We start from the raw sequence: 13,551 nt of genomic DNA, 5'->3' as shown, positions 1-13,551 counted from the left end.
TACAGATTGGCTGTCAGGTAGTAATTTTATAAATACCCTTGATTTTCAAATAGTTACTAAGATCTTGGGTATGATTTTCAATTAAATTACTTTCAAATGTAAATCTAAAATCGTTTTGATTGTCTTGTGAAAGTAGTGATTTTTGTATTGCATCAAAATAAAACATCAAGTTTTGATAAAAAGGTTTATATGCCCAGTCCTCAAACTTTTCAAAGTTAGACTGTTCGCAAATGATTGAACTTTGACCTTCTTTGAGATGATGAGGTTCTTTACCAATAAATAAGACTTTAGGTCCTTTTAAATCTGCATAAGTTTTTTCATCTGCAAAGCCATCACTGATAAAATTTCATGCGTAGCCCCTGCACTTAGATCTAAATTTTTTATTATTGCTAATAATAATCCTTATTGTTTGTAAGATCAAACATACAAATACGTATATTTTTTATTTTCTAAGAGCGGATTTGTACAGCTCAATATACTGCTTACAGCTGTCAGCCCAACTGAAACGAACTTTCATTGCGTTCTGTTTTAATCGTTTCATCTCTAATGGTGCCTCTAGATAGAGGATCAGTGTTCTTCTAAGACAGGATAGCAGTTCTTCAGAGCTTGGATCCTTAAATACGAATCCTGTAGCATCTTCTTTATTGGTATCATAGTCAACAACGGTATCCTTAAGTCCACCTACTGCTCTAACAATTGGAAGAGTTCCATAAGCAAGTGAATACATCTGATTCAGACCGCATGGTTCAAAAATTGATGGCATCAAGAAGAAATCTGACGCAGCTTCAATCTGATGAGCAAGAATATTGTCATAAACAGCCTGAAATACCATTTTTTTAGGGTGTTTTTCTGCTATCTGTCTAATCTGAGCTGCAAGATAAGGATCGCCTGTAGCTTCAATTACAATCTGAACGTTGTGCTGAAGGAATCTTTCAAGAATAGGTATCAAAAGACCGATTCCCTTTTGTTCAGTAAGTCTTGCAACCATACCATATAATGGTGTGTCACCCATTTCAAATCCAAGTTTTCTTTGAAGCAGATATTTACCAAGAACTTTCTGATCAAGGCTGTTAATATCATAGCGGATCCTCAGATGCTGATCCTTTGATGGATCCCAGTCTGAATAATCGCAGCCATTAACAATACCAGATAAGTCACTTTGTCTTTCAAGATAACTCTGAGTCATACCATGACCGCCAAGGTATGTGGTAAGCTCGGTTGCATAACCATGACTTACAGTGTTTATCTTGTCAGAATAGAAAACACCACATTTTAGGAAGTTTATATAGGAGCCTTGTGAAATTCTGTCGTTGTAGATGGATGCAACCTCTGGCAGAAAAGAAATCTGATTTCTGTCAAATGCACCCTGAAAAGCACCATTATGAATTGTAATTATAGATTTTGCTTTGGATAAGAAAGGATCGTCTTTGTATTTTGTTTTTAAAAGCATTGGTGCAATGCCCGTATGCCAGTCATTGCAGTGCAGAATATCAAACCAGTAATTTAGTACTTTACAAGCATCAAGAGCTGCTGCACAGAAAAAGGCAAATCTTGAGCCATTGTCTGCATATGCCTGGTTATTATCTCCATACATTGATGTTCTGTCATAAAATCTGTTGCATTCAATAAGCCAGACCTCAACGACTTTATTTAGGTAGGTTTTTCTGATTCTGTATGGAATTTTATTTATTGGATTATCTGAGTTGCTGTTTATAACTCCTTCACCAATGACAGAGAATTTTTCATAATTCTGAATACAGGTATAGCAGGGCATTACAACTCTGACATCATGTCCTTCTGACTGAAGTTGAAGGGGGAGTGCTTTAGCAACATCAGCAAGTCCACCTGATTTTTGAATGTCAGCAACCTCTGATGAGAGTAGTAAGATGTTCATTTTTTCATACCTATGTAGCTTTTTATTATATTTGACTGTCAGTCAAAACCCAGTTTCATACCCTGTGGTATTACAATTATGCCATTTTCAGAGATCCTTACATCCGTTTTTTCGTGTTTTTGCAACAGCTGTATATCTTTTTGATAATCATAACCAATAGTAAAATTAGGAGCGACCTCTACATATCTGTCTAAAATAGCATTTCTGATTTTTGCTCCTGCACCGATAATATTGTCTCCAACAAGTACACAACCATCAACACTTGCACCATCAAGGGCATGACATCTGAAACCAAGCACAGATTTGTTGATTGCAGCACCATTAATTTTGCAACCTGCTGAAATCAGTGACATAGAAACATGAGACTGATTTTCATCAGTATCTGTAAAGTCGGCTGGTGGTAGTGGAGGATAGAATGTATGCAACGGCCATTTTGGATTCTGCAGGTTGAATTTTGGAGTTGTTCCTAAAAGATCCATATGTGCCTCATAATAGCTATCTATTGAGCCAACATCTCTCCAGTAACCGCTTTTGTTTTCACCGTCAAGAATAATAGAACTGAAGTCATAAACATAGACTTCATCATTAGGATACAGTTTAGGAATAATGTCCTTACCAAAATCATGGCTTGAAAGTCTGTTGGCGTTGTCTTCAACTAAGATTGAGCAAAGAGGATCTGCTTTAAAGATATAGTTTCCCATTGAAACCAGGCAATATCCAGGATCATTTGGTATCTCTTTTGGAACTCTTGGTTTTTCTTCAAATCCAATCATCTTCCAGTTTTCGTCAACTTCAATAATACCGAATTTGCCAGAGCATTCCTCAGCTTTCATTTTTATTGCAGAAACAGTAAGAGTTGCATTCTTTTCCTTATGGAATGTCAGCATTTTTCTGATATCCATTTTATATATATGGTCAGAGCCGAAAATGCATACATGTTCTGGGAACTGTTCTTTTAAGAATGTAAGATTCTGATAAACAGCATCGGCAGTACCCTGATACCATTCTCTTGAGACTCTCATCTGAGCAGGAAGTGCATCGATAAATGCTCCTGTGATGCCGCTTACCTGCCAACCTTTTTTCAGATGCATCTGCAAAGACTGGGATTTGTATTGAGTTATTACAAATATTTTAATAATGCCTGAGTTGACAAAATTGTTCATTACAAAGTCAAGAATTCTGTAGCTGCCTCCAAAAGGAACGGCAGGTTTAGATCTGCTTTCGGTCAGTGGCATAAGTCTTGTACCTTCACCACCAGCTAAAATCATTCCAAGTACTCCGGACATTCTTCTATCCTTATAATGTGTCGATTGTAAAAAAACTTATATCTGTAGTCCTTTTTTACGGGCTATTAGATTATTATGGGGCTTTATTATTTGTATTTAATTAATAAACTAAATAATCATGTGCCTAATTTGAAGAATACGATATAAATGCCGTTCTGTCAGATATCGTTTTTTATTTTTGTTATGTAAAGTAACAGAAAAATTCACATTTTTGCTGATTATTTCATGTTAATTTCTATAATTGCGTACTATGGCTTAAAAGGACGTGAAAAATTGTGTTCAATTTTCCTATGATTTTTTGGATTCTTATGAAAAAGTGATTATAAATCGCATAAGAATGCGAAATGCTCCAAAAAAGATCCTGATTTTTCTATAATTATTTTTTTTGATCGTGATCAAGTTTTAATTTAAAATGACTTATAAAGGAACAAAATAATCATCTACCTGAGGCAAATAAAATGGAAAATAACAAGATAGTATTTTTCGGTACTCACAGCTACGACAGACATGCATTCACCGATCTTAACAAGCAGGAAAATCTAGGTTTTGACCTTATTTATCACAGATCATTCCTTGATCTTCACAATGCAGATGAAACTCACGGTGCAAAAGCTGTATGTATCTTTGTTAACGATAGAGCAGATCGTGAAGTGTTAAAGAAGTTAAAGGAAAACAATGTTGAGATTTTAGCTTTACGCTGTGCAGGTTTTAATAATGTTGATCTTGCAAGCGCTAAAGAGTTTGGTATTAAAGTTGTAAGAGTTCCTGCTTATTCTCCTCATGCTATTGCTGAGCATGTTATTGCTTTGATTTTAACCCTTAACAGAAAGACCCACAGAGCTTATTCACGTACACGTGATGGTAATTTCTCTCTGCATGGTTTAATGGGTTTTGATTTATACGGTAAGACAGCTGGTGTTATCGGAACAGGAAAGATTGCTAGAGTATTAATCGGCATTCTTCAGGGCTTTGGAATTAATGTTATTGCCTATGACGTTTTTGAGGATAAGGAGTACGAGAAGAAGTCAGGTATCAAGTACGTATCCTTGGATGAGTTATATGAAAAGTCAGACATTATTTCCCTAAACTGTCCTTTGACTCAGGAAAACAAATATCTTATCAACAAAGATTCAATTGCCAAGATGAAAGATGGTGTAATGATCATCAATACAGGTCGTGGTCCTTTAATCAATTCTGAAGATCTGGTAAATGGTCTTAAGAGTGGAAAAATTGGTGCTGCAGGTCTTGATGTTTATGAAGAGGAGCATGACTACTTCTATCAGGATCGATCAGATCAGATCATTACTGATGACAATTTAAGCCGACTGATGAGTCTGAACAATGTTCTTATTACCTCACATCAGGCATTCTTTACTCAAGAGGCAATGCATAACATTGTAAGCACAACTCTGCACAATGTGAAAGATTACTTTGAAGGCAAAGAGCTTGTAAACGAGGTTTCAGTTCAGAGCTAGTCAATAGTTTTAATTAAAAGGCGTTTTCACTTAATTTGATTAAATTATTTAAGATGAAAACGCCTTAATTGTTTGTACTTATAAAAGTTACAAACGGATCTTATTTTTTCTCTGCTTTATAAACGATAAAAGAGTTGTTTCTTTTTACGATTTCAACTTTTGCAAAAGCATCTGCAAGAATTTTTTCGTATCCAAGATGAGCATTTGCAACAAGATACATAACACCATCATCTTTTAAATGTTTAGGTGCATCTAAAATCATACTCTGTGTAACAGCAGTACTTGTATCAAGTCCTATATGAAATGGCGGATTTACTGCAATCAGAGAGTATTCATCAAGATCGGTTAACATATCAGATGGAACAACACGAAGATCGTCTATATTGTTAAGCTTTGCGTTTTCTTTTGTTAGATAGAGCGCGCTGGCAGATACATCTGAACTTGTGACATTCTTAAATCCAAGTTTTGACAGAAATAAGCCTACAATACCGCAGCCACAAGCTAAATCAAGAGCTCTTCCCTGAGGGATAATATCCTGCATACTTTCAAGTAAAAGTGCAGTTCCATTATCAAGCTTTCCTGTGGAGAATACGTTTGGATCCTGCATAAGTTTTGCTTTAAAATCACCTGATTCCACATTTATGTCTGCAATTTCTTTGTAAGTTGAGTAATCATTTTCAAAGAAAGCTTTAAAAAGTGTACATTTTCTTGCAAGATCTACTTTTCTTACAGTGCCGACAGCTTTTAACAGAGTATCAGCACTCTTTGCTCCTCCGTCATTAGAGCCTGCTGTATAGATATAAGCACCTGCTTTAAGCTTTTCTTTGTAGGAATTTAACAGCTTTACAGTCTGATTCTTATTCTTTGATAGAACTATTAAAAATGTATCAACACTGTCAAACTGCTTTTTTGCAAAAACATCTGTACCGAATACAAGTTTTAAATGTTTGTATTCAATACACTGTTCACATTCGCTGCTGACAGTTTTTCCAACCATCGCAGCCATAGCTTTGAAGGTAACGAAATTATCGACAACAACAACTGCCTTCTTTGCATATTTAATGAAAGTCAGAAGGGTATTATCAAGAAGATCACCAGTAAGAAGAACTTCTCTGTCCTTAAAGATTTCCTCATTTCTTTCTAGCAGTTTGAAGATTGCATCATTAGCCATCAGATTTTATCTCTCAGTTTTAAAGCCGTAGCAAGTTCAACATATTTTTCAACACTGATGTTTTCTGCTCTTAATACAGGATCAAGACCAAAACTGTTAAGTTCCTGCTCTGTAAAGAATTTAGACAGTGAGTTTCTAATGGTCTTTCTTCTAGCTGAAAATGCTGTAGTTGTAATGTTGTTTAAATATGGCACTAAAGCTCTCTGCTCGTCAGATAAGTCCTTTGGCTTTAATCTTACAACTGCAGATACAACCTTAGGAGCAGGTCTGAAAGCTGAAGGTGGCACAATAAGCATAGGAATTACCTGGGCATGAAACTGTGTCATTACAGTAAGTCTGCCGTAATCCTTAGAATTAGGTGCAGCAGCAAGACGCTCTACCACTTCCTTTTGCAGCATGAAATGCATATCTGTAATGCCTTTTTGAGACAGAAGATGGAAGATGATAGGTGATGTGATATTGTAAGGAAGATTTCCAAAAACTCTTAAATTTCCAGCACCTTCAAGTTTATCAAATTCAACTTTAAGAGCATCACCTTCAATGATGGTAAGACCTTTTAAGAAAGGGTCGTGTTTTAAGATCTCAACGAGGTCACGGTCAAGCTCGACAGCTGTTAATTTTTTTGCTCTTTCAAGTACAGGTCTTGTTAATGCAGCATGTCCTGGTCCAATTTCAACAAGAAATTCACCTTCTTTTGGATTAATTGCATCGACGATCTGACCGATGATATGGTCATTTACCAGAAAGTTCTGACCAAAGCGCTTACGTGCTTTCATATGTACTGGTGGCAGTGCCATATTTACTCCTGAATACTTCTTCTTGCCATGTTAGCTGCAAGGTTAATTGCACAGATTAAAGAACCGGCATCAGCGATACCTTTACCTGCAAGATCAAGTGCCGTTCCGTGATCAACAGATGTTCTTATATATGGGAGTCCTAATGTTGTATTGAATCCAGAATCAAAACCGGCATACTTCAGCACAGGAAGTCCCTGATCGTGATACATGGTTAGAAAAGCGTCTGCACGCTCAATATATTTATCCTGGAACATGGTATCTGCAGGAAGAGGTCCTTCTATATCGATACCTTTTTCTCTTAACTCATTAAATGCAGGAATAATGGTATCAAGCTCTTCTGTTCCAAGGTGTCCGTCCTCTCCTGCATGAGGGTTAAGCCCAGAGCTTATGATATGAGGCTTCTTTATTCCGAATTTTGTTTTCAGATCATGGTTTAAAATTGTAACAATTTCAAAGAGAAGCTCTTTTGTGATAGTCTTGCTTATATCCTTGATAGGAAGATGAGTAGTTGCAAGAGCTACATTGAATTTGTCGCAACCTAACATCATCACAACCTTTTTTGTGTTGGTAAGGTTCTGAAAATATTCTGTATGACCTGTAAAGTTAGGAATAACTTCTGTAATAACAGCCTTACTAATAGGACCTGTAACAATACCTTTAAATTCCTTGCTGATACATCCATCTGATGCAGTTTTTAACAGTTTGATGACATACTGTGCGTTTTTTGAGTCCATATGACCAGCAACAGATTCCACATTCAGAGGAATATCCATAATACAGATATTACCTATACTTTGTGGTTCAAATCTGTTTTTATCATATTCGCTGATAGTAAAATCGCTGCCATATAAGGATGCTCTTTTTTCTATCAGTTTTCTGTCACCTAAAACAACAAACTGTATATCTTCAAATTCAAGTTTTGAAAGATGATACATGAGCTCAGGACCGATACCTGAAGGCTCACCGGATGTAATTGCAATACGTTTATTCATTAGTCAACAAATTTAGCGTCTTTTGAAAGTTCCTGAGAATTCTGATCGTCATGGATTTCAAGAGTCTGATTCTTCAGTGAAGGATCATTCTCAAGAGATACACCTGCTTTTAACAGGATTGGGTCAAGAATGTGAATATATGCAAGCTCACGTATACTTCTTTCCCATGAGAGCAGAGCTTCTTGGTATTCTCTGTCAAAAAGAAGATCTTGTGCTTTCTGTTTGAAAACATCAAGAGATTCTCTATCGATTTTTGTATTCTTAAGATAGATAAGGTGCCAACCGAAAGATGATTTGAAAGGACCACCAATCTGGCCTACTTTTAGTGACTCAAGACCTTTAGCAAAGCCTGGATCGTAAGTCTGTGCAGTTGCATAACCTAGGTTACCGCCATTAACAGCTGAGCCTGGATCTTCTGAGTATTTTTTAGCAGCATCCTCAAAGCTAATCTTACCTGCTTTGATATCATCAAGAATTGATTTTAGCTTCGCTACGGCTGCCTCATCAGAGAAGATAATTGAAGTCTTTATAAGGATATGAGCGCTGTCATAGGTTTTGATTGGTCTTGCTGCTGAATGAGAAACGTCATAAACCTTGATAATGTGCATACCGACAGCAGATCTGAATGGACCTACAACATCACCTGGTTTTGCAGAAACAACAGCTGGTAAAAATGGCAGTGGTACAGAGCTTTCTGGAATATAGCCAAAGTCAGAGTTATTCTCGTTTACTGCATATTTTGCTGCAATTTCATCAAAATTTACTCCAGCTTTTGCTTCCTTGAGAGCTTTTCTTGCTTCATTCTGAATTCTGATATATTCATTGTCAGATGGGTTTGATGACATTGGAATGATAATCTGAGCAATGTGATACTGAGGTTCTACACCGCCACGAGATTTTAAAGCTTTGGCAAGAGAGTTGATTTCAGATGGAGAAATATGGATTCTTTGAGCAACAGAATTACGTCTTACCTCATTTATAACGTAGTCTTCCTTGAACTTTTCACGGGCTGCTGCTGTAGAGATGTTGCCATAGCCTTTTAAAATCTGTTCAACACTGGTGTTTGACCTTAAAGCTGCCTGTTCTAAGGTAGAATCAAGTTGCATATCGGTGATTCTCATACCACCATTTGCAGCCATCTGGAGAATAATACTTCTTGTAATCAGTGCCTGAAGAGCCTGTCGTCTTATATCAATTTGATCAACATGTGCTCCATGATTCTTGTATTTTTCCTTAATGCTTTCAACCATGTCATTAAGTTCATTTTCAGTGATGATAGCGTTGTTTACAACTGCTGCAGTTGAGTCTAGAACCTGATTTTGTGTATCTGTATTTTCAACAGCTTTTGCACTACCTAATGCATATGAAGCTAAAGCTAGCGCTACAGTCAGAGATTTTATTATTTTATTATTTTTGATCATGTTTTATACCTTATGCCTTATTGATTAAGGTTTGTTAAATCTAATGAAGGTAGATAATGAGTACCTGTTCCGTTAGGATCTGAAATACCCTTAGCCTTGACAGTATAAAGTCCTTTAAATTCGAACTGAATACCAAAGAATTTGTCCTGATTGTGAACCAGGTTCTTCCAGTCCATCGCCATATAGCTTTCATAGAGCAGGCTGATTGCAAAACAGCAGTCTTCGTATTTGATACCTATTTTTTTGTCGATATTGTATTTTTGTTCAAGATCGCGGTATACAGCACCGAAGATTTTATAGTCATGTGAAAGAGGAACAGACATGTCAAAGCCAATTTGTCTTACATCAACAGGAGTCAGCTTTGATACGTGATAGTTTCCAAGTCTATAGTAACGATAGGATGTACCTAAAGTCAGGTTGTCCTGATTTTTAAAATTAATTGTTGTATTGAAGTTTCTCAGAACATCTTTATCAGGGTCATATTGTGATGCAATATGGAATCTGATCTGTTCAACAGGCTGAGCATCCATTGAAGCTTCAATCGGAGTATGTGGCTCATTTCTCAGATTCTGTGTCTGATAAAGTTTTACCTTGTTATCTTCAAAGTTGAATGCCTGAGCAATACTGAATCTGAATTTTTCCTTGTCATGAGGATCAAGAATTCTTGTAGTAAAGCCAGCAGTGACAGCATTTACGTTTGCAATTCTGTCTAAGCCTGCATATTTCCTGTAACTGAACAGAGTATAGTAATCATCATATCTGCTTGTTGTATCAAACAACGCAATATTATCCTGATTTTTATAAGGGATATAGTTATATTTCAGTTCAGGTTCAAGAGTCTGGGTATGACGCATATCCAGAATCTTTCTTTCTAAAGTAGTCTTTGCCTTAGCCTCTATATGATAAAGAGATCTTGTTATAGAATCCTCATGATTCAAATATCCAAGTCTTGTTTGATATCTTTCAGGTAATTCAGATAGATCGCTTTGATCATAATGTGTAATGAAGTAGCGACCTCCAATCTGAAGTATTGTTCCGTAACCATCATAAATATGGTATTGAACAGAAGGTTCAGCATGGGTTCTTAAAAACTGAAGCTTATTACTTCTGTCATCCCTAACTTTATCTAGTGTGAATTTTGTAACTTCAGTATCAAGTCTGAATGAGAATGGACCGTATGAGTCATAACCGCTCAGAGAAACCTGAGGTTCAAGTGCAAATGGCTTATAACTTGATACGCTGTATACAGAAAACATATTCTGATATCTTCTGATTTCAGCACGTATATCAAATTTATCCTGAATATAGTTACCTGACAGACTCTGAACTAGGGATGAGTCTGTAATAGCTACATCTTCCTGACTGATATCTGACAGATAGGTATAATCGTCATTTCTAACTTTTGAGTAATCAAGTCTTACATTCAGATCATTTTCTAGAAGAGACAGATTCTGTTCAATCTTTAACAAGAATCTTTTTACAGCACTTTTACCTTCTTCTTCTCTTGTCTGATTGTATTTTTTGTCATTTGTATATACTGTACCCTCAATTAGACCATTAAGATTCTTAAATGGCATATCTCTTAGCTCAAGAGTGTAGTAATCACCACGTTTTGCATCATGGCTTGGAGTAACTGTTGCATCATAATTTGTTGCAAGATTCAGATAGATAGGTAATTCATATGACAATCCCTTTCCTGATGTGTATCCGATTTCAATAGGGAGTAAACCAGATCTACGTTTGTTTGTGATAGGAAAGTTTGCATAAGGTGTATAGAAAACAGGTACCTTACCTAAAAACAGCACGTCATTCCAAGATGATCCAAATGATGAATCCCTGTCAATTTCTATTGAAGATGAGTAGATGTGCCAGCTTTGCTTTGATATTGGGCAGGCAGACAGAGTAGCAACTTTTAAGATCTTTGTTCCATCAGCATCGTTGCTTTCAAATTCATCTGCAGTACCGTTGTATACAGATCCATTCATTACGTATTTGGAATTAGAAAACTTCACAGTTTTCTTTTCCATATTGTAATCTGCACCATCTGTAGTGGTTACGGTATACTCAGGAGCACTTAAAAGGGTACTTCCGATAGTTTTGATTGATTTTGAAATACTACTGTACTCAGCCTTATCTGAAATAATCTGTTTATCGCCCTGCGTTACGATAACATTGCCTTTGTATACAAGCATCTCGTCCTTGCCGACAATTTTTCCTTCAACGTCATCAGCTTCAATATTAATTGGAGTTGTATTGACGTCATAAGACTTTGGCTCTCTGTAGCTTGGAACCTCAAAGTAGCAGGCCATATCTCTTTTGGCGATAGGACGACTTGGATTTGGCTTCCAGTTTGTTTTTGAAACCTTCTGAAGAAGTTTCATTGGGAATGTTGAAACATTAAGAACAGTTTCATTTCTCATGAATTCTTTTGAGGTTTCTGTATTCATAGTGTCGATGGTTTTCTTTGAGAATTCCATCAGTTTTAATGAAGGATCTTCATTACTTACAATTTTTTTTGTAGTAATGTTATAAGATGAATCCTTTTTGGAAACATCCTCTTGTGCGTAGGTAATACCAGCTGAAATGGCAGCTGCAACTGCCAATGCTAGTTTTGCATAGTGTAATTTAGACACTTATGAATATTTTCCTTTAATCGTTTTCTTTCTGATTGTATCTTGGTGTATCTGCTCTATCTAACAGATCTGCATCTTCATCATCAAGTACACTATTGCCTTTTATTACTCGGTGATTTGATGCCCATTCTCCAAGATCAAGAATTCTGCATTTTTCAGAACAGAATGGTCTGAAAGGATTGTTAATGTCATAAACAATCTCTTTTTTGCACATAGGACATCTTGTTTTTATAACAGATGAGTCTTTTTCGCAAGAGTTGTTTTTTGCTTCTCTTACAATCTCATCATAAGTGCCATCTGGCAGAAGATCCTTAAGACTCATAGTGTATTACTGTTCTAATGAACTCTTGATGTAAGCAATTTTAAAAGGAATATCTCCAACAGGAGTACCCTTTTCAAAAGGTAAAAATCTTATGTTTACTCTTGACTGGAAACCACTGACAACAGGGTATGCTTCAACATCCTTAGAGTACTGAATATTAATCAGATCGCAGGTGTCTGCACTTTCCTGCATGAAGCCTGATTTTGCAACTCTGTCAGATAAGTTTGCACATAATCTCCAGATATACAGAATTGTATATACAGGAACTCTGATACAGTCAAATTCATGTAACCAGTTTGTAGCTCTGTCATGCTTTTCTTTTTCATTAAGTGACAGCCAGTAGGTGAACATAGGAGTATCAAAACAGTTAAGACCGCCAGGAGTCATGAAACGAGGTTTGATTAGTTCAATGATAGGATCATCTTTAAGAACAGTTCTCTGTCTAGTAAAGTTATCAAGGATCTGTTTTGCCTTTGCAATATCATCGTGAAGTTTATTTACAACTACAAGGTCACATTCAGGATCTGTTTCAAACTGTCTTAAAGTGCTGTCGCATTTTTCTAGATCCTTTAAAAGATCTATCTTGATAGCAGAAGATCCGTCGACGATATCAATAAAATCAACAACGCATCGTAGCAAATACATGACATGTTGTTCTGAATTAAAATCAGTGCATTTCTCAGCATTTTTAAAAACCTGCTCAAGTTTTAAGTAGGTCCTTGCTCTTGGGCTTAATGGAAAATCAAAATTAAACATGTCACCTGTCTCTTTTTACTTAATTTTTCTGTTCTGCCATTTGCTGGTACATTTTATGTAATTTTAACACGACATTGAACCTTTTATCTAAGGGAGAATCATCTGATTTGATTAAATCATGACAATGCTCTAATCGAAAAGCTCTTGAAACCTGATTTTTTATCATGTTTTCAGCAAGTTCAAGATCTATGTTATCTCTCTGGCAGAGTCTTTTTTTCTGCAAAGTCTCATCAACATCAACAACAAGAATTCTGTCTACTGTATTTTCAAGATGATGCTCAAAAAGGAGAGGCACCATGACTATCACATATCGCCCTAAAGCTTCATCAATTCTTTTCTTTATTGTCGACTGAATATCGTTTCTCATAAGCTCATTTAGTGTTTTGAGCTTATCCTGAGCACCTTGAGCAAAAACAATTTCTCTTAGTCTTTTTCTGTTAAGTGAGCCATCAGAAAGAATAACCTCATCACCAAATGTCAGTCTTATTTTTTCAAGTAGAGCTGTTCCTTTTTGTACAACATCTCTTGCAACCTGATCTGCATCGACTATGTTTACACCTAGTCTTTTAAAAAGAGTTGCAATAGCACTCTTTCCACTTGCTATTCCACCTGTAAGTCCAACGATAAATTTTTTTTGTGTCATATTGTATATTTCTTAAATTTTGACTGAATTTTACCAAAAAGTTCATTTTTTATGTAAAAAATGACTTGAATTATTAGTGTTGATTTATGGCGAAATTATTAAAGCACACTAAGATCACAATTTGATTATGTTTATGCCTTAATACTTGCAATCAAATCACT

The 13,551-nt window shown here is 36.0% G+C and carries 11 protein-coding genes; 1 reads left to right on the top strand and 10 read right to left on the bottom strand.

Going from position 1 to position 13,551, the window contains the following annotated elements:
* Positions 1-442: 442 nt before the first annotated feature.
* Together glgA and glgC are read right to left on the bottom strand one after the other, a co-directional pair.
* On the bottom strand, positions 443-1,894 hold the full coding sequence (gene glgA / locus J5V48_RS08885) for a glycogen synthase GlgA (protein ID WP_219938229.1): 1,452 nt from the start codon (positions 1,892-1,894) through the stop codon (positions 443-445).
* Between the two features lie 38 nt (positions 1,895-1,932).
* The gene (gene glgC / locus J5V48_RS08880) at positions 1,933-3,180 is read right to left on the bottom strand and encodes a glucose-1-phosphate adenylyltransferase (RefSeq protein ID WP_219938228.1); all 1,248 of its coding nucleotides are present in this window, start codon (positions 3,178-3,180) and stop codon (positions 1,933-1,935) included.
* A gap of 458 nt (positions 3,181-3,638) precedes the next feature.
* Between glgC and J5V48_RS08875 the strand changes: the two genes are divergently transcribed.
* Complete coding sequence (locus tag J5V48_RS08875; RefSeq protein WP_219938227.1) at positions 3,639-4,655, top strand: 2-hydroxyacid dehydrogenase; 1,017 nt, start codon at positions 3,639-3,641, stop codon at positions 4,653-4,655.
* A gap of 100 nt (positions 4,656-4,755) precedes the next feature.
* On the opposite strand, the gene J5V48_RS08870 is transcribed toward J5V48_RS08875, so the two are convergent.
* Genes J5V48_RS08870 through coaE form a run of 8 tightly spaced genes read right to left on the bottom strand, consistent with a single transcriptional unit; the run spans position 4,756 to position 13,390 of the window.
* Positions 4,756-5,826 (bottom strand): methyltransferase, encoded by a 1,071-nt coding sequence (locus J5V48_RS08870; RefSeq protein WP_219938226.1) that lies wholly within the window; start codon positions 5,824-5,826, stop codon positions 4,756-4,758.
* Positions 5,826-6,623, bottom strand: a complete 798-nt coding sequence (gene rsmA, locus J5V48_RS08865; RefSeq protein ID WP_219938225.1) for a 16S rRNA (adenine(1518)-N(6)/adenine(1519)-N(6))-dimethyltransferase RsmA — start codon at positions 6,621-6,623, stop codon at positions 5,826-5,828. Before rsmA ends, J5V48_RS08870 begins: the two co-directional genes overlap by 1 nt.
* A gap of 2 nt (positions 6,624-6,625) precedes the next feature.
* Positions 6,626-7,615, bottom strand: a complete 990-nt coding sequence (gene pdxA, locus J5V48_RS08860) for a 4-hydroxythreonine-4-phosphate dehydrogenase PdxA (RefSeq protein ID WP_219938224.1) — start codon at positions 7,613-7,615, stop codon at positions 6,626-6,628.
* The gene (locus J5V48_RS08855; protein ID WP_219938223.1) at positions 7,615-9,036 is read right to left on the bottom strand and encodes a peptidylprolyl isomerase; all 1,422 of its coding nucleotides are present in this window, start codon (positions 9,034-9,036) and stop codon (positions 7,615-7,617) included. The genes pdxA and J5V48_RS08855 overlap by 1 nt, the downstream gene beginning before the upstream one ends.
* A gap of 17 nt (positions 9,037-9,053) precedes the next feature.
* The gene (locus tag J5V48_RS08850; protein WP_219938222.1) at positions 9,054-11,669 is read right to left on the bottom strand and encodes an LPS-assembly protein LptD; all 2,616 of its coding nucleotides are present in this window, start codon (positions 11,667-11,669) and stop codon (positions 9,054-9,056) included.
* A gap of 16 nt (positions 11,670-11,685) precedes the next feature.
* Positions 11,686-11,991, bottom strand: a complete 306-nt coding sequence (locus J5V48_RS08845) for a DNA gyrase inhibitor YacG (RefSeq protein ID WP_219938221.1) — start codon at positions 11,989-11,991, stop codon at positions 11,686-11,688.
* Positions 11,992-11,997: 6 nt separating this feature from the next.
* Positions 11,998-12,747 carry a cell division protein ZapD gene (gene zapD / locus J5V48_RS08840; RefSeq protein WP_219938220.1) on the bottom strand — a complete coding sequence of 250 codons (750 nt, stop codon included), beginning with the start codon at positions 12,745-12,747 and terminating at the stop codon, positions 11,998-12,000.
* Between the two features lie 19 nt (positions 12,748-12,766).
* Positions 12,767-13,390 carry a dephospho-CoA kinase gene (gene coaE, locus J5V48_RS08835; protein ID WP_219938219.1) on the bottom strand — a complete coding sequence of 208 codons (624 nt, stop codon included), beginning with the start codon at positions 13,388-13,390 and terminating at the stop codon, positions 12,767-12,769.
* Positions 13,391-13,551 lie beyond the last annotated feature (161 nt).

The sequence above is a fragment of the Succinivibrio faecicola genome, from assembly GCF_019448115.1.
Classification (GTDB): domain Bacteria; phylum Pseudomonadota; class Gammaproteobacteria; order Enterobacterales; family Succinivibrionaceae; genus Succinivibrio; species Succinivibrio faecicola.
This window is presented reverse-complemented; position numbering and strand designations above follow the sequence as displayed.

What these genes read in the sequence shown, in the direction of transcription:
- glgC (WP_219938228.1), bottom strand. Translation starts at nt 3,180, where the DNA reads ATGTCCGGAGTACTTGGAATGATTTTAGCTGGTGGTGAAGGTACAAGA.
- J5V48_RS08875 (WP_219938227.1), top strand. Translation starts at nt 3,639, where the DNA reads ATGGAAAATAACAAGATAGTATTTTTCGGTACTCACAGCTACGACAGA.
- coaE (WP_219938219.1), bottom strand. Translation starts at nt 13,390, where the DNA reads ATGACACAAAAAAAATTTATCGTTGGACTTACAGGTGGAATAGCAAGT.
- J5V48_RS08870 (WP_219938226.1), bottom strand. Translation starts at nt 5,826, where the DNA reads ATGGCTAATGATGCAATCTTCAAACTGCTAGAAAGAAATGAGGAAATC.
- glgA (WP_219938229.1), bottom strand. Translation starts at nt 1,894, where the DNA reads ATGAACATCTTACTACTCTCATCAGAGGTTGCTGACATTCAAAAATCA.
- pdxA (WP_219938224.1), bottom strand. Translation starts at nt 7,615, where the DNA reads ATGAATAAACGTATTGCAATTACATCCGGTGAGCCTTCAGGTATCGGT.
- rsmA (WP_219938225.1), bottom strand. Translation starts at nt 6,623, where the DNA reads ATGGCACTGCCACCAGTACATATGAAAGCACGTAAGCGCTTTGGTCAG.
- zapD (WP_219938220.1), bottom strand. Translation starts at nt 12,747, where the DNA reads ATGTTTAATTTTGATTTTCCATTAAGCCCAAGAGCAAGGACCTACTTA.
- J5V48_RS08845 (WP_219938221.1), bottom strand. Translation starts at nt 11,991, where the DNA reads ATGAGTCTTAAGGATCTTCTGCCAGATGGCACTTATGATGAGATTGTA.
- J5V48_RS08855 (WP_219938223.1), bottom strand. Translation starts at nt 9,036, where the DNA reads ATGATCAAAAATAATAAAATAATAAAATCTCTGACTGTAGCGCTAGCT.